This window comes from Luteimicrobium album (assembly GCF_030161555.1).
In the GTDB taxonomy this organism is placed as follows: Bacteria; Actinomycetota; Actinomycetes; order Actinomycetales; family Cellulomonadaceae; genus Luteimicrobium; species Luteimicrobium album.
In genome coordinates, this window is record NZ_BSUK01000001.1 from 2,689,177 (window position 1) to 2,705,037 (window position 15,861).

The window sequence follows — 15,861 nt, forward strand, 5'->3', positions numbered from 1 at the left end:
CTACTGAGCGCTCAGACGGAGCGCGGTGGAGCGTTCGTCGGCTCGCGCTGCGAGCCGGGAGACCGCGTCCTGGAACCGTGCCTGAGCCGGTGTCGTGGGGTCGCCCAAGACCTCGCGCCGCAGCGTCCCGCGGACCTGGGCGAGGTCGTCGTCCGCCGCGCCGGTGACGACGGCGAGCAGGCGGGTGAGCCCCGAGCCGTCCGGCCCGAGCAGGATGCCGGCGCGTGCGGCGGGGAACTGTCGGAGGAACTCGGCGGCACCGACGCCACGCGGGTTCGTCACGGCGTAGGGGCGCCCGGTCGCGAGGAAGTCCGATAGCACGCTCGAGACGTCCGTGACGAGCGCGTCGGCCTCGCGGAAGCAGTCGTAGAGGGGTCGCTGGTCGGGCGTGACGACCTCGTGCACCGGGCGGCCTTCCGCTGCGCGCCGGGCCGAGTCTTGACGGAGGAGTCTCGCGACCTCGCGGTCGGCGTGCCTGACCGCCGTGGAGCGGCGACCCGTGAACGGGTGCGGTCGGTACACGACGCGGATGTCGTCGCGGGAGAGCGCCTCGCGCACGAGGGCCAGCCCGATGCCGGGCTGCGACGCGTGGTCCTGGCTGAGGTCCCAGCCCTCCCACGTCGGCGCATAGAGCAGCGTCGGCTCGTCGCCCGTCGCGGCGGGAGTCGAACGAGCCAGCGCCAGCTCGTCGAGCCGGGGACGACCGACCTCGACGATGTCGTCGTCTCGGACGCCCACGCGCGCCGCGTGGTACCGGGCTCGGCCGGCCGGCCCCGCGACCCAGATCTCGTCGTAGACGCGGCTGTACGGGTTGTACGACGCGTTCTTGTCGGAGTCGCCGTGACCGATGAAGGCGGAGAGCACGTGGGGCAACCGGAGGACGTGGATGTTGTTGGCGACGTTCGCGGGGAACAGCGCCACGCGGGCGGTCGGAAGCCGCAGGGACATGACGTCCTGCGCGTCGGGTACACAGACGACGGGAAGGCCCGTCGGTGCGAGCGTGTCGAAGACCGCGCGGTCACGCAGCAGGACGAGAGCACGCTGGTCGAGCCGCTCGAGCGTCGGGAACCACATCTCCGCCTGGTAGGTGGCGGTGGCGTCGCCGGAGAAGACGAGCACGACCGTGGGTGCGTGGGCGTCGATCGCGTCTGCGATCTCCGCAAGACGGTGCCGGCGTGCCCCCTCGCCCGACGCGCGGACGGCTCGCGCGAGACCGGTGACAAGGACGAGTCCCGTGGCGACGCCCGCGAGGGCGAGCACCGTGACGACGGAGCCGGACGCGCCGCACGGGACCGGCAGGAGGACGGCGAGCTCGGCGACCGCCGACCACAGGACGGTGGCGTGCGCTCTCCGGCGCGATCTCGATGGGCCGCCGACACCGGACAGGTTGCGGGCGACGGGGGTGCGGGCCGCGGCGAGGTCCAGGGACCATCGGGCGGCCTCCGCGACGACGCCGAGCGCGACCAGGGTGAAGGCGGCCAGCGCGACGACCACCGTCGTCCACCGAGGGACGGTGAGAGCGGCGAAGAGGACGACCGGCACCGACCGTGCGAGGCGTCGGGTCGGCATCCCGGCCGAGATCCGAGACAGGGGCCGGTCGACCGTCCGGGCGCCGAGGCGGACTGCCACACCGGCCCCGACGCCGACGACGGTCGCGACGGCGACGAGCGGGCCGTTCTCTGCCAGCGCGGCACCGAGTGCGACGGCCGCGGCGGCGACGAGGACCGCGAGCAGGGCCAGCTCGCTGGCGCGCGGCCGGACGAGACCGACCAGCCGAGCCGTCACGGCGCGATCGTCCCGCACTTCTGCACGTGCTTCCGGATCGTGTTCCACTGCGAGACGTACTTGGACGCCAGCGTCTTGATCTGACCGGCGCGGGTCGAGGTCGCGGTGTCCGTGGCGAGCGTGAAGACGGTCTCGTCGTTCTTCACGAGCCCCGACGACGTCCAGTTCTGGGAGCCGTCGACGATGACGGTCTGCCCGCTCTTGCCGCCGCGCGTGACACCTTGGAGGACCGTGAACTTGATGTGCATGAGGCGGACGCACTGAGGTGTGACACCTGCGTAGTTGGTGAAGGCATCGATCGACTGCTGGGGGTGGGCGTTGAGCTGCCCTGACCGACGAGCAGCTTGACGTCGCACCCTTCCTTGCGGAGTCGGCCGAGCTCGGTTCCGATCTTCTTGGCGCGGTGCGGCGTCGTCAGGTACATGCCGACCCGAATCGTGCCGCCCGGGCGGCACGTGATGGCGCGCAGGTCCTTGACCATGTCGTCGGTGCCGGTGACCGAGGGGAAGAACTGGTAGCTCGCGCCGCTGCCGCCGGAGGCGGTGAGCACCGGGTCGCCGGCGATGCCCCAGTTGCCGGCCGACGACTTCACCCAGGAGCGGCTGCCGACCGTCTTGATGCTGGAGCACTGGCCCGCCCCGCACGTCCGCATGCGGTCGAACTTCTGGACCTGGTCGCGGTACATGGTGGCGTCGTCGTAGAACATCGTGGCCGACTGCCAGTACTCGTTGAGCTGACGGTTCGACCAGTTGGCCGAGCCCAGCACGACGACAGGGTCGGTCCTCGACTTCCAGCGCATGTCGCTGATGGCGAGGAGCTTGTCGTGCTCGTGCGCGCCGACCTTGCCCGTGTTGGTGCAGCCCTGGTCGCAGGTGGTGACCGAAGCGAAGGAGCGGACGGCGTTCGCGACGCTGACGGGGGTTCCGCCGTGCGTCGTTTCCAGGATGAAGCGGACCTTCACGCCGAGCTCGGCGTGCACGTACCGCAGGGCGTCGAGGATGCGCTTCGCCTGGCTGTCCTGGTCGCGGAGGATGTAGAGCGAGACGGAGACGGTGGCCTTCGGCGCGGTCGCGCAGATGACGCGCGCGAGGTTCGTCGAGACGCCGCTACCGTTGAGGTGAGCGCTGTCGGTGAAGAAGACGGACAGCGCCGACGGGGTCGAGGCGGCGGTGCAGCTCGCGTGCTTGAGCGTCCGCTGCGCGGAGACGCCTTGGACGGTCTTCTTGGTCTCGGGCGCGACGACGCGGAAGGTGTGGTTGCCGGCCTTCTCGGTGACGCTGAACGCGTAGGCACGTGCCGTGCTCGTCGTCCGGTTCGAGGTGACGTTCTTCCAGGTGGACCCGTGCTTCTCCTGCAGGACGACCTTGGCCTTCTTGCCGACGCGGGTCGCGGTGCCCTTGATGCTCGTCTTCTGACCCTTGAGGAACGTGGTCCGCGAGAGGGACGAGCTGATCGAGACGGCGTTGCCCTTGGTCGTCTTCCAGGTCGCCGAGGTGGCGGCCGGTGCGTGGCTCTTCTTGACGGTGACGACGCGCAGCGTCAGGGACGAGCTTGTCTTCGGTGTCGTCCAGGCCAGCGTGAAGGGGCTGTTGGCCTTCTTCGTGGTGACGGTCTTGACCGTGGTCCAGCGGGACCCGACCTTGCGCTGGAGGCGCAGCTTCGTCGTGGCGGGGGTGCGGACCGCGGTTCCCGTGACGGTGATCTTCTTGCCCGCGAGGAACTTCTTCGGGGCGGACGTGAGTGAGAGGGCGGGCTTCTTCCACTGCAGCACCACGGTCTTCGAGGTGGCCTTGCGCGTCTTGCTGCCGACGTTCGTGCTGACGACGACGCGGTACGCGACGGCGGCCGACGGCGGCACCAGCCGGAACGTCGTCGAGGTGGTCTTCGCAGCGATGGTCCGCGTCGAGCGCGTCTTCCATGGCGTGCCCGTCGCGTGGGCCTGCAGCACGACCTTTTTGGACTTCGCGGTCGCGTTGCTCTTCGCGGTCAGGGTCATGCTGGTTCCTGTGCCGAACGTCCGGGCAGAGGCCGTGAGCGATGCCTTCGGCGCGGGCGCGACTGCGGCCTCGGCGGACGAGACGTCGCCGACGGGAAGGACGTCGCCGAGGCCGGCGGTCGTGAGACCGAGGGCGACGAGTGTTGCCGCGACGATCGAGACGAGTCGGCGCGCACGGGCATGACGGGTAGAACTCACGTGCTTCCCCCTGCAAGGACGGATCACCGCGCGCAGGGGACGTTCCGAGCACGTATGCCGAAGTATAGGTGACGTTCGGTCGCCTCAGGCGCGTCTCAGCGGGGGCGCTCGATGCGCGCCGTCAGACGTACGCGCGGGCCTCGTCGAGAAAGCGCTGGGCGTAGCCCTCCGCGGGGATGTCGCCGAGGTAGTACGTCTTGAGGCTGCGCCGTTCGTCGCGCATAGGGTCCGCGCCGAGCATGGCGTCGAGGACGCCGTCGAGCCCGCGGAGCGTGCCGGCGTGCGCATCGATGACGTAGGACGCCTTGGCGAGCGGGAACTCGTCGGGGAACCGGTCGACATCGGCGGAGACGGCGACCATCGCGAGCGGCTTCTCCGAGTACAGGAAGTCGGCGACGACGCTCGAGACGTCCGAGACCATCGCGTCGGACCGGTTGAAGCAGTCCGTGACGGACATGGTCTGCTCCGCCTCGGTCCCGAACATGTGGCGCCCGCGCCCGGCCGTGTTCTCGGCGTCCAGGAGCTCGATGATCCGAGCGCAGGCGTTCCGGAACTGCGGCGTGCGGCGTGCGTACGGGTGCGGACGGAAAGCGACGTCGCAGCCGCGGGCGACGAGGGCCCGCACGAGCTCGACGCCGACACCGAGCGAGGAGTAGGCCGAGTCGACGTTGAAGCCGGCCCACGTCGGCGCGTACAGGACGGTCGGGCGCTCGACGTCAGCGATGGGGCTCTTTGCAATCTCGACGTCCTCGACCTGGGGGCGGCCGACGATCGTGAACAGGTCGGGGGAGACGTGCACACCGTTGGCAGCGAACCGGTCGATCGCGGCCTGCCCGGCCACGAAGTCCTTGTCGAACATCCGGAAGACCGGGTTGAAGCTGGGGGCCTTGTCGGAGTCGCCGTGGTTGAGCTGGATGTGCGTGAGCTCGGGGTAGCGGACCATGTGCGAGTTGCGGGGCGCGTTGTTGACGTAGAAGACGGTCTTGAGGCTCGGGACGATCGCGTCGTCGAGGTCCTCGGGGCTGCTCCTCAGGACGACCGGGGCCTGGGTCAGCGCTGCGGCTTCGCGCAGGTTGACGCCGGTGCGGACGACGACGACGAAGGGCTTCCCGAGGCGTTCGAGGTAAGGGAGCCACATGCCCACCTGGTACGCGGTGCCCGCTGCCGCCTGCCAGTGCAGGGCGAACGTCGGTGCGTGCGCTGCGAGGACGTCCGGGAGGCGGTGCTCCGTCCGCCGCCGTGCGACGAAGCGACGGAGGGCGTCGCCTGTAGCCACGACGAGGAGCAGCGCTGCCGCCACACTGAGCACGAGGGGGACGACAGCGGACAGCCCGGCAGCGGCAGTGACGCACAGGGCGACGACCGCGACCGTGTCCGCGAGGAAAGTGAAGCCGTAGCCGAACATCGGGTCCGGCGTGGTGGCGGCGCCGGGGAGGTTGGCAGCGATGGGGTTCCCACGGCCCGCGAGACGTCGCAGGACGGGCTCGCACAGTACGACGGCGACGACCAAGGACGTCGCGACGACAAGGACGCTTTCGACGCCGGTGCGGCTGCTCATGACGAGCGCAGAGGCAGCGGCGGCAAGACGGGCCACGACGAAGTCGCCGAGCCCCTGGCGGCCCCGAAGGACCTGGCCGCGCCGGGTCCACTCAAGGAGCACGAGGGCCACGGCCGTGAGGCACCAGAGCACCACGACGGGTGCCGTGGGCGCACCGGCGACCGAGCACACGAGTGCCGCGGAGGCGAGGAGGTTGAGCACGAGCCCGGTGGCGCCGAGCTGCTGCGCGAAGGCCAGCGCGACGCGGAGACGGCCGGTATTCACGAGCGCGGCTGCTCCAGCTCTCGCTCGGTCTCCTCGAGCACGCTCGCGATCGCGTCGCCCTCGGTGGCCGCGCTCTGGTCGCGGCGGATGTCGACGACGAGACCCGTCACGTCCGACGTGATGGTCTCGAGCGACGCCACGGCGACCTCCTCCGCGCTGAGCAGCGTTCCCGCGGGCTCCTGGCCGAACGCGTTGAGGCGCATCCGGGTCTCGGTGCGCTCGGGGTTCACGACGTTGACCTTGATGCCCTCGGACGCCCACTCCTCGGAGAGCGCCTGGGTGAGGTTGACGACTGCGGCCTTGCTCGACGAGTAGAGCGCATAGTTCTGACGGCCACGTGTGTAGGACGACGACGTGAAGAACAGGAGATGTCCGTGCGACCGCGCCAGGTAGTCGTGGGCGGCGCGCGCCACGTGAACAGCGGCGAGGTAGTTGACGCCGATGGTCTCGGTGATCTGCTCGGTCGTGGTCTCGCGGAGCGGTCCGACCCGGAGCACGCCCGCTGTCAGGACGACCGCATCGATCGTGCCGTGCTCCTTCTCGACCGCGGCCAGCGCGGCCTCGATGGCGTCGGCGTTCTCGACGTGCAGGCCGGTGGTGGACCGCCCGTGAGCGACGACGTTCGCGCCGGCGTTCTGCGCGATCTGGGCCATCTCCGCGCCGATGCCGTAGGAGCCGCCGAGGACGACGATGGTCTTGCCCTCGAGCGCCTCTGCGAGCTGCGCCGACGTGCGCCGCGGAGCGGTGTGCGACGCGAGCTGGAAGAGCTTGTCGGCGATGAACAGGTCGACCGGGTGCGTGACCTTGATGTTGTGCTCGGCGCCCGTGATGCACTTGATCTGCACGTCGGGCCGGTACTTGAGGACGACGCCGCAGTCGTCGGTCGCACTGAAGTAGGGGTCGTCCATCGCCTTCGCGTAGGCGTCGCGGAGCACCGACAGGCGGAAGGCCTGCGGGGTCTGGCCGCGGCGGAGCCACGCGCGGTTCGGAATGGCGGTGATGATCTCGTCCTCGTCGACGGTCACGATCGTGTCGGCAGACGGGATGACGACGTCGACAGCGCCGTAGTTGTCGAGCGCCCGGACGCAGTCGGTGATGATGCGCGCGTCGAGGAGGGGGCGGACCGCGTCGTGCAGGACGACCTTCGACTCCTCGGTCCCGAGCGCCTCCAGGACCTTGCGGGTGGTCTCGTTGCGGGTGGAGCCGCCCTCGAGGATGCGCATGACCTTGGGGTAGCGGTCGCCCAGCAGCGTCGCGACCTGCTCCGACCAGCCGGGCGTGATCATGACGATGAGCTCGTCGATCTCGGGTGAGGCGCCTAGTGTCTCGACCGTGTGCTCGAGGATCGTCTTCCCGGCGATTTTCACCATCTGCTTCGGAACACTGAGTCCCAGGCGCGCGCCGACGCCCCCGCTAGGACCACACCGTACGTTCGCACTCTGGACTCCCGACGACTTGACGCGCACTCATGCCGAGACGCCCGCCTCGCACTCGGCGGGCCCCCTTTGGACGGGCACAGGTTAACAGGGAGTGACTGACCGGTATCCTCTACGCCGAAGGGATCAGAGGCTCGCTGTGCGTTGCATGACCGCGGCCGAGAGACGTGCGATCCGGGCGACGTGTTCCGTCGCCCGTACCCCTGCGCGGGATATGGAGTAGTCACAGTGAGCACTGGTGTGCATCGCGCGATGCGCGCGCCACGTCGTTTGACGCGGGCAGTACGTGCGCGCATCGCTCGCCGTCAGACCGAACGGCAAGCCTGGCAGCGCAAGGTCAGCGTGATCGTGCCCGTGTACAACGTCGAGCGGTATCTCGACGAGTGCCTCTCGAGCATCCGGACGCAGTCGTTCCGCTACCTCGAGATCGTCGTCGTCGACGATGGCTCGACCGACGACTCGCGGGCCGTGGCGGCACGCCATGCACGTGCCGACCGTCGCATCAAGGTCATCAGACAGGCGAACGGCGGCCTCGGCGCGGCTCGGAACACGGGGATCGAGCACTCCACCGGCGCGTTTCTGGTGTTCGTCGACTCTGACGACCGACTTCCCCGGGACGCGATCCGCCACCTGTCCCAAGCTCTCGAAAAGCACGAGGCGGACATCGCGGTCGGGTACCCGCAACGCTTCAATGCTACGAGGTCCTGGATCCCGCAGTGGGTCGGAGAGGCGCATGCCGAGCTAGTCGCGGTCGACCGCGTCGACGAGCACCTCCCTTTGCTCCGCAACAACTACACGTGGGGGAAGATCTACTCCCGAACCTTCTGGGATGCCGGGGGCTACCGGTTCCGTGAGGGCGTCGCGTACGAGGACCAGCCCGTCGTCACGGAGATGATGCTGCGGGCACGGCGGGTCGTCTCGCTCGACGTCTGCGTCTACGACTACCGGGCGCGAGACGACAACTCGTCCATCAGCCAGCAGACCCACACGCTCAAGGACCTGCGCGATCGCATCGCGGCCTGGACTCTGACGGCCGAGAAACTCGAGGAGCTCTCTGTCGATGACGTGGTGGTCCGGGCGTGGCTCCTCACGGTCTACGCGACGCACGTGCACTGGTACCTGAACAGCCCGTCCGTGGCCGATCCCGAGTACTGGTCTCTTCTGCGGGAGACTCTGCTCGAGCTCGACTCCCGTGGTGGCCTCGCAGTCGAGGGCGATGTGCCGCCTGCGCGCCGTCTTGCGCTCGAACTGCTTCGTCGGGATGAGCAGGACGAACTCCTCAACGCCCGCTCAGCAGGGCTCTACGAGGCCAAGGCCGATTCGTATGACCTGCGGGGAAGCACGGCCGTGTGGCGCACGCGGTATCCCGAGGGGCATCCGTTCCACCTGCCTGCTGAGGCGCGGAGTTGGCCGGTAGACCGACTCCTCGTGCGGCACCAGGTACGTCAGCTGCGCCATCTCGCCGACACCGACGAGCTGGAGGTCGCCGGGTTCGCGTACCTCCAGGGTGTCGACTACCGACAGAACGGGCAGGTGGTCCACCTCGTGGTGACCGGCCCGGACGGGTCGGAGACTCGGATCGTCGCGTGTGAGTCCGACGACCCGGACCTGGTGCCGTCCTCCGGTTCGTGGGACGCGGCCGCACCGGCGGTGGGGTTTCGAGCGGCGGTGCCGCTCTCGGACGTCGCAGGGCTCGTCACGGGCCCCAAGGGCGCCGTGTCGCTGGACCTGGAGCTGCAGACCGATGGTGGTTCCTTGCGACGCGTACGCGTCACCGAGGTGAACCGCTGGGGCTCGCCGGACCAGCTCGGGCCGATGCTGAGCGCAGGCGGCGCCAAGATCGCGATTGCGCCTCGCGCGACGGCTGCGGATCCGCTGGTGCTGAGCGTCTCGCGGCCCGCGCAGCGCGCGTCGAACGTCCTTCGGGTCGAGCGGCGGCTCGAGTTCGACGTCACGAGCACGCAGGGGAGGACTCCCGTGGCCGTGGTCGCGCGTCGCGAGCACGGGAACGAGACGGTCGACGCGGTGCTGGCGCCCAATGACGACGGGACGCTGCACGTGGTCCTGGAGTTCCCGACCCCAGAGGGTGCGCAGGTCGTGCGGCAGGCCCCTGGCTCGTCCGGGCCGTGACGTCCGCGGGAAGGGAGCAGTCGATCTCGTGGTCGGGTCGCGAGGACGACTGCGCCGACGGGGCGGGCGGCAGCTATCGGGCGAGCAGGGCCGGGAACCTGACCTTCATCGACGAGGCGTTGAAGGCCAGGTTGGCGCAGCTCGAATTCGACGGGTCGTCCTGCAAGATCGCCGTCCGTGTGGTCGGCTGGACGGCCTGGACCGACGGGGCGATAGTGCTGCGAAGCCGGACAAGGGAGTTCCGCACCGAGCTGGCCCGAGTCGGCTCGTACTGGCGGGCGTGCGTGCCGCTGCGATACGACAACGGCAGATTCGCCGCCGTCGGCATCCCCGTCGGTGGCTACGACGTCGAGTTCGAGTGCGTCGACGCCACCGGGACAGTGCGTCGGATCCCGTTGCTCACGGATCCGAGCTACGTCGCCGGCGTCCCGCACACCCACCAAGACGGACTGTCGGAATATCGCGGACTGGTCTCGAAGTCCGGTTGCGTGCATCTGTCCGTGCGCGCCGCGCTCTCGCCGGACGAGCGCGGGGCGTTCCACCAGCGTCGGCTGCAGGAGTCGACGGCGGCGACCGTAGTCAAGGAAGCCGACCTGGACGGACTTCTGCTTCGGAGTTACTTCGCGGAGACCGTCACGTGCAATGGTCTGGCGATCACCGAGGAGCTCTTGCGGCGGGGGTCTACGCTGCCGATCTACTGGGCGGTCCGTGACGAGTCGGTCTGGAGCCCGCCCGGCGTCGAGCGGGTACTCCACAACAGCGCGCGGTGGTACGAGCTCCTCCGCTCGGCGAAGTACTACATCGACAACATGTATCAGCCTGCCTATCACGACGCGCCGCCGGGGCAGGTGGTGGTCGAGACGTTCCACGGCTATCCCTTCAAGGCCATGGGTCACGGCTATTGGACGACGGCCGGCTTCTCCGCTGAGCAGATCGAGTCTTACGACAAGCGTGCCGAGCAGTGGTCCTATCTCGTGTCGCCGGCTCCCTATGCGACCCCCTACCTCACGAAAGAGTTCGCCTACGACGGCGAGGTTCTCGAGATCGGGTACCCCCGCAACGACGTGCTCCGGTCCGAGCGTGCCGACACGCTCCGTGCCGAGGTGCGAAGCTCGTTGGGGATTGCTGAGGGCGAGCGGGTGGTCCTCTTCGCCCCGACGTTCCGGGACTGGACGTCGGTTGACGGGCACACGGCGCCGTTCGTCGACACGCTCGACGTCCGCCACGTCGCTGAACTTCTTGGCGACGGCGCGAGGCTGCTTGTGCGGGGGCATGCCTTCAACGCGCGGTCCGGGCAGAGCCGCCGGTTCGGTGCGAACGTGATCGACGTGACCGCGTACCCGGAGGTCTCGGACCTGTACCTCGCGGCCGACGTCGCGGTGGTCGACTACTCGTCGCTGCGGTTCGACTTCGGCGTCACGGGCAAGCCGATGATCTTCCTCGTGCCTGACCTCGAACAGTACAAGCAGGGGCGGGGTTGGCTCTTCGACTTCGAGCCCACCGCTCCGGGCCCGTTCGTCTCGACCGGCGACGAGGTGGCCGAGCTTGTTCGGACGATCGACACGTGGGTACCCACCTACGCTCGGGCGTACGCGTCGTTCACCGACGGCTACCTCTCGCTCGAGGACGGGCACGCGGCGCGACGGTTCGTGGACGCTGTCTTCGTCCCTCGCGGTGACGCGCCTGCGCTGGAAAAGGCGTAGCCCCTTGCCCGTGGACACGGCTTCCCGCGCCGACGCCGGCCCGACACCCTCGTCGTCGCCCGACTCATCGGGATCCGGCGCGGGCGCCACGGCCCGCGAGCCGCTGTGGGACACGCTGCGCTGGGTTGCGATCGCACTGGTTGTGATCGGTCACTCGGTGGAGGCGCGGACTCATGACCAGCTCGCGTACGGGCTCTACCTGTGGATCTACGCCTTCCACGTTCCCTTGTTCGCGTTCGTCTCCGGGATCGTGCTTCGAAGCGACGAGGTGACACCGTCCAGGGGTTGGGTCGTGGTACGCCAGCTCGTAGTCCCTTACGTGACCTTCTCCGTGCTCTGGGGGCTCCTTCGCTGGTGGGTGGAGGGCGGCTTCGTGCTCAACCTCGCGTCGCCGTACTGGCACCTGTGGTTCCTCGTCGCCCTCGCGGTCTGGCGCCTGAGCGTTCCTCTGTTCGCGAGCGTGCGCTGGCCGGTGCTCTGGGCGGTCATGCTGGCGTGCACGATGGGCTACTTCGACGGTGTCGGCTGGCAGTTCGACGCGTCCCGGATCTTTAGCTTCCTGCCGTTCTTCGTGCTCGGATGGGCGCTGGCGCGCCACGGCGCGATCCGTCCGGTCCTGCGCGTCCTGCGGCTGCCGGTCGTGCGCGTCGTGTCCGGTGTCGTGTTGGCCGGCACTCTGGCCGTCGCGATCTTCACGGAGTCGTTCTCGAGGCAGCATGCGCTGCGGGCCTGGCTCCAAGCGCAGTCGAATTTCGCAGACATCGGCGAAGCTCATTGGTACGGAGGTCTCGTACGTCTTGGCTGCATCGGCCTGGCCTGTCTGCTGGTGGCTGCGGTCGTGTCGGTCGTTCCCCGCGTGATACCTGTCGTCACGGCGTGGGGCGCCGTCGCGACGATGTACGTCTACATGCTGCATCTCGTTCCCATCTACGTTCTGCGCACGCGCTACGACGTGCTCGGCAACGGCACGGGCTGGCTCCCGACGATCGCGATCGTCGGGAGCGCCCTCCTCCTTGCGGCGGTGACGTCGATACTCCCCGTCAGGTGGCTGACGCGAACCCTTGTCGAACCCCGTCTACGTTGGCTGCGGAACGTTCACGAGTGACAAGTAATTCTTACGAAATGTGCTAGGTTGTGCTGCCAAAAGTGCCGCCCTCGGTCTATGGAATGTGTGAGCGGTGCCGCGGCTATCCGAGAACCACCTGGAGACGGTGAGATCCGTGAAGAAGATTCTGATCCGCTCGCCGCAAGCTCCTAGTGAGCGCCTTGACCCGATCACGTCGACGCGGCGGATCGGGAGCAATCTCGGCAATCTCCTCTACATCAACGGCGTCTACCGCTCGTTGAGCACGGAGTCGGCTGACATCACTGCGGGTGCCTTCCGAGCCCACTCGCTCGAGGACCCGGCAGAGTGGCTCGCCAAGGTCAACAAGCGGTTCGACCGGTTCGTCGTCCCTATGTCCAACGCCTTCCGCGTCTCGTTCTCGGAAGGGCTCGAGGGGCTGACGCGAATCGTCGAAGGCCTCGACATGCCGGTGACCGTGATCGGCGTCGGCGCGCAGGCGCCCGTTGACGCCGTCGATCCAGAGACCGGCCGCGTTCGCATGGGGCGGACGGGGTCGAGCTCGTCGGCCAACGACGCGAAGCTCGAACGGCACGACGACGTCGTTCGACGCTTCGTGAAGGCCGTGCTCGAGCGCTCGGAGAGCATCGGTGTTCGTGGCCCGATCACTCAGAGCTACCTGGTCTCCCTGGGGTTTGACGCGGACCGCGTGGACGTCATCGGTTGCCCCTCGCTGTTCACCTGGGGTCCTGGTCTACGGATCAGCAAGGGGCGACGTCCCCTCAGTCGACGCTCCCGCGTCTCGATGAACGTGGACTACCGCGTCGCGGGCATGGGGGGATCGTCGAGCGGAACGCCGCGCTCTACCCGCGTCTCACGAGCCCTGTTCAGGACTCTGGTTCGGCCCGTCTCATCATCACGGATGAGGACACGTTCGACCTCACGAAGCGTGACCCCCGGACACCGATCCACACGGAGCATTCGCTCTACCGTGAAGGTCGGCTGTTGTACTACCCGAGCCCGTGGGCGTGGATCGATTCCATGAAGAAGCAGCGGTTCGCCTTCGGGAGCCGGCTCCACGGCAACATCGCGGCACTGCTCGCAGGGACGCCCGCGCACCTGCTCGCGCACGACACCCGCACCCTCGAGCTCGCGGAGTACCACGGCATCCCGCACTCCCTGATCGACAGCTTCGACGAGCCGCCCACCGCAGCGGAGCTCTACGAGCGGTCCGACTACTCCGACTTCAACAGGCTCCAGCCCGAGCGGTTCGCCACCTACCTCGAGTTCCTCCACCGCAACGGCTTCGAGACCGTCTTCGACGAGAGAGACAGCGCCCGCGCCTTCGACCGGTCGATCAGGGCGTCGCGTCGGACCAAACCGGTCGTCTCTAGGAGGGGATGACCTCCCACGGGTGCCGCTCGTCGCATGCATAACTACGCTGGTCGTGCACGTTCATGCTGATACTGTGCGACCGCTAGTGTGAGCCGGTGACTGCGTCAAACCTTGAGACCGCGATCGTCGGCTCGACCGCCAGGCCCGCGAAGCAGCGTGACCCGTGGTTCGACAACGCACGCGCGATCCTCATCGCCCTCGTCATCGTCGGGCACCTCGTCGAGGAGATGTCCCAGCGATCAGCGGACGCCCTCTACACCTGGATCTACGCCTTTCACATGCCGGCGTTCGTGCTCGTCTCCGGCTACCTTTCGAAGTCGTTCACCGCCAGTCCGCGTCAGTCGCGCGCGCTCGTCGCGACCCTGCTTGTGCCCTACGTCGTCTTCCGCGCGATCCACGAGCTGGAACGCTACTGGGTGACCGGGAGCTACTCGTTGAAGCTCTTCGTGCCTTCGTTCGCCCTGTGGTTCCTGCTAGCCCTTGCCGTTTGGCGGCTGCTCACCCCGGTACTGAAGGTGTTGCGCTACCCCGCCCTCTTCGCGGTGGTGCTCTTCGTCCTTGCACCCTTCGATCAGTCGCTCGGATCGACGTTCAGCCTCGGACGGGTCTTCGGGCTCCTGCCGTACTTCGTTGTCGGTCTGGTGCTCGAGCACCGGCACCTCCGCTTGCTTTCCGGAACCGTGGTGCGCTGGGCCGGCGCGGTCGTGCTCGCCGCTGGCTTCGCGGTCGCCTGGGTTGTCGCGCCTGTCGTCCGCCGGGGTGATCTCTACCTCCGCGGCTCGTACCATTCGCTGAGCGAAGGTTGGATCTCGGGCCCCGCGCACCACCTGGTCGTCCTGATCGGCGGCCTGGTGGGCAGCGCGGCGATCCTCGCGATAACGCCCCGTGGATCGCACTGGTTCGCCGTGGTCGGGCGCAATTCCCTCACCGTCTACCTGTTGCAGGCAGCCCTGATCTTCCCGCTCAAGCTGAACGGCACCCTCCACGGCGACTGGGACTGGTATGTCACCGCCGCCGCAGTGGTCGCCGGCTTCACCGGGGCCGCTCTCCTCGGCTCGCCGTGGGTCGAGCGCGCCACCCGCTGGCTGGTTCGGCCCCCGACAGGGTGGTTGTTCGCGCGTGAGAAGGCACCGCAGCCGGTGTAACGCGTGCCGAGCGTGCGCCTCGCCACCTTGCACCGGTGCGTGGGGTGCCCAGAGCGAGCGACACCCACCGTGTTTCCAGCCGCCGTGTACGCGGCGGTACTCGCGTTACCGTGAAGTCGATGACTGTTGTTCAGACGATCCCCCTGCCGAGCCTGCGCTCGCCGAGGACGGGGGCCTCCAACCACACAAGCCACGCGACCCATGGTTCGACAATGCGCGCGCGATCCTCATCGCCCTCGTCATCGTGGGACACCTCATCGAGCAGATGGGTACACGATCGTCCGACGCGCTCTACACGTGGATCTACGCGTTCCACATGCCGGCGTTCGTGCTGATCTCGGGCTACCTGTCGAAGTCGTTCACCGCGAGCGCGCGTCAGTCGAAGGCGCTCGTCGCGACGCTGCTCGTGCCGTACGTCGTTTTCCGGACGATCCACGAGGTCGAGCGCTGGCTCGTCACGGGCGGCTTCTCGGTCAAGCTCTTCAACCCCTCGTTCGCACTGTGGTTCCTGCTCGCCCTGTTCGTGTGGCGGCTCGCCACACCGATTCTGCGGGTGCTGCGGTACCCGTTCATCCTCGCGGTGATCCTGTTCGTGACCGTGCCCCTGGACTCATCGCTGGGCACGACTTTCACGCTGGGGCGGATCTTCGGGTTCCTGCCGTACTTCGTGCTCGGCCTCGTGCTGCGACCTGAGTACTTCGAGATCCTGAGACGGACGTGGGCGCGGTGGGTCGGTGCAGGAGTGCTCGTCCTGGGTGCGATCCCGGCGTGGATCTACTCACCCAGGCTGGCGCACGCCGACCTCTACCTGCGTGGCTCCTACGAGTCGGCGGGCCATGGCTGGCTCGACGGCGCACTGCTCCGGCTCCTCCTCCTCGCCATCGGGATCACCGGTACCGCAGCGGTCCTCGCGGTCACGTCGCGCGCACAGACCTGGTGCACGGTTGTCGGCCGGAACTCGCTGACCGTGTACCTGCTGCAGGCGGCGATCATCTTTCCCCTGAATCTGCAGAGCCTGCCCGGGGGTGCGTGGGGCGCGGCGGGCACCGTCACCGCCGCGATAGCCGGCGTCGTCCTCGCGGCCTTCCTTGGATCGCCGCTGGTCGAGCGAGCGACCCACTGGATGGTGCGCCCGCCCACGGGTTGGCTTCTGCGCCGAGCGCCGGAGCCTGCCTGACGGTGACATAG

12 protein-coding genes are annotated in these 15,861 nt (G+C 68.4%); 7 read left to right on the forward strand and 5 right to left on the reverse strand.

The genetic code is table 11. The annotated features are described in order from the left end of the window. The 5 genes from QQK45_RS13850 to QQK45_RS13870 form a co-directional block, all read right to left on the reverse strand. Window positions 1–1,785, reverse strand: coding sequence for a CDP-glycerol glycerophosphotransferase family protein (locus tag QQK45_RS13850; RefSeq protein ID WP_284293751.1), 1,785 nt, complete (start codon window positions 1,783–1,785; stop codon window positions 1–3). Next, complete coding sequence (locus QQK45_RS13855; RefSeq protein ID WP_284293753.1) at window positions 1,782–1,931, reverse strand: hypothetical protein; 150 nt, start codon at window positions 1,929–1,931, stop codon at window positions 1,782–1,784. The genes QQK45_RS13850 and QQK45_RS13855 overlap by 4 nt, the downstream gene beginning before the upstream one ends. Next, entirely contained in the window at window positions 1,928–3,781 is a 1,854-nt protein-coding gene (locus QQK45_RS13860; RefSeq protein ID WP_284293755.1) for a phospholipase D-like domain-containing protein, read from the reverse strand. Before QQK45_RS13860 ends, QQK45_RS13855 begins: the two co-directional genes overlap by 4 nt. Window positions 3,782–4,100: 319 nt before the next feature. After that, window positions 4,101–5,801, reverse strand: a complete 1,701-nt coding sequence (locus QQK45_RS13865) for a CDP-glycerol glycerophosphotransferase family protein (RefSeq protein WP_284293757.1) — start codon at window positions 5,799–5,801, stop codon at window positions 4,101–4,103. Beyond that, window positions 5,798–7,171, reverse strand: a complete 1,374-nt coding sequence (locus QQK45_RS13870) for a bifunctional cytidylyltransferase/SDR family oxidoreductase (RefSeq protein WP_284293759.1) — start codon at window positions 7,169–7,171, stop codon at window positions 5,798–5,800. Before QQK45_RS13870 ends, QQK45_RS13865 begins: the two co-directional genes overlap by 4 nt. A gap of 408 nt (window positions 7,172–7,579) precedes the next feature. Between QQK45_RS13870 and QQK45_RS13875 the strand changes: the two genes are divergently transcribed. The 7 genes from QQK45_RS13875 (at window position 7,580) to QQK45_RS13905 (ending at window position 15,850) form a co-directional block, all read left to right on the forward strand. Then, window positions 7,580–9,367, forward strand: coding sequence for a glycosyltransferase family 2 protein (locus QQK45_RS13875; RefSeq protein WP_284293761.1), 1,788 nt, complete (start codon window positions 7,580–7,582; stop codon window positions 9,365–9,367). Next, window positions 9,364–11,070 (forward strand): CDP-glycerol glycerophosphotransferase family protein, encoded by a 1,707-nt coding sequence (locus QQK45_RS13880; RefSeq protein ID WP_284293763.1) that lies wholly within the window; start codon window positions 9,364–9,366, stop codon window positions 11,068–11,070. Before QQK45_RS13875 ends, QQK45_RS13880 begins: the two co-directional genes overlap by 4 nt. A 10-nt stretch (window positions 11,071–11,080) precedes the next feature. Beyond that, the gene (locus tag QQK45_RS13885; protein WP_284293765.1) at window positions 11,081–12,175 is read left to right on the forward strand and encodes an acyltransferase family protein; all 1,095 of its coding nucleotides are present in this window, start codon (window positions 11,081–11,083) and stop codon (window positions 12,173–12,175) included. Window positions 12,176–12,290: 115 nt separating this feature from the next. Next, the gene (locus QQK45_RS13890; protein WP_284293767.1) at window positions 12,291–13,178 is read left to right on the forward strand and encodes a polysaccharide pyruvyl transferase family protein; all 888 of its coding nucleotides are present in this window, start codon (window positions 12,291–12,293) and stop codon (window positions 13,176–13,178) included. Continuing rightward, a complete protein-coding gene (locus QQK45_RS13895) occupies window positions 13,139–13,537 on the forward strand; it encodes a polysaccharide pyruvyl transferase family protein (protein WP_284293769.1) in 399 nt (132 codons plus the stop codon). Before QQK45_RS13890 ends, QQK45_RS13895 begins: the two co-directional genes overlap by 40 nt. An 86-nt stretch (window positions 13,538–13,623) precedes the next feature. After that, window positions 13,624–14,673, forward strand: a complete 1,050-nt coding sequence (locus QQK45_RS13900; RefSeq protein ID WP_284293771.1) for an acyltransferase family protein — start codon at window positions 13,624–13,626, stop codon at window positions 14,671–14,673. Then, window positions 14,648–15,850: an acyltransferase family protein gene (locus QQK45_RS13905; protein ID WP_284293772.1), complete on the forward strand. Its 1,203-nt coding sequence runs from the start codon at window positions 14,648–14,650 to the stop codon at window positions 15,848–15,850. Before QQK45_RS13900 ends, QQK45_RS13905 begins: the two co-directional genes overlap by 26 nt. Window positions 15,851–15,861: the final 11 nt, after the last annotated feature.

Coding starts and splice junctions, on each gene's coding strand:
- QQK45_RS13870 (WP_284293759.1), bottom strand. CDS start 7,171: ATGGTGAAAATCGCCGGGAAGACGATCCTCGAGCACACGGTCGAGACA.
- QQK45_RS13860 (WP_284293755.1), bottom strand. CDS start 3,781: ATGACCCTGACCGCGAAGAGCAACGCGACCGCGAAGTCCAAAAAGGTC.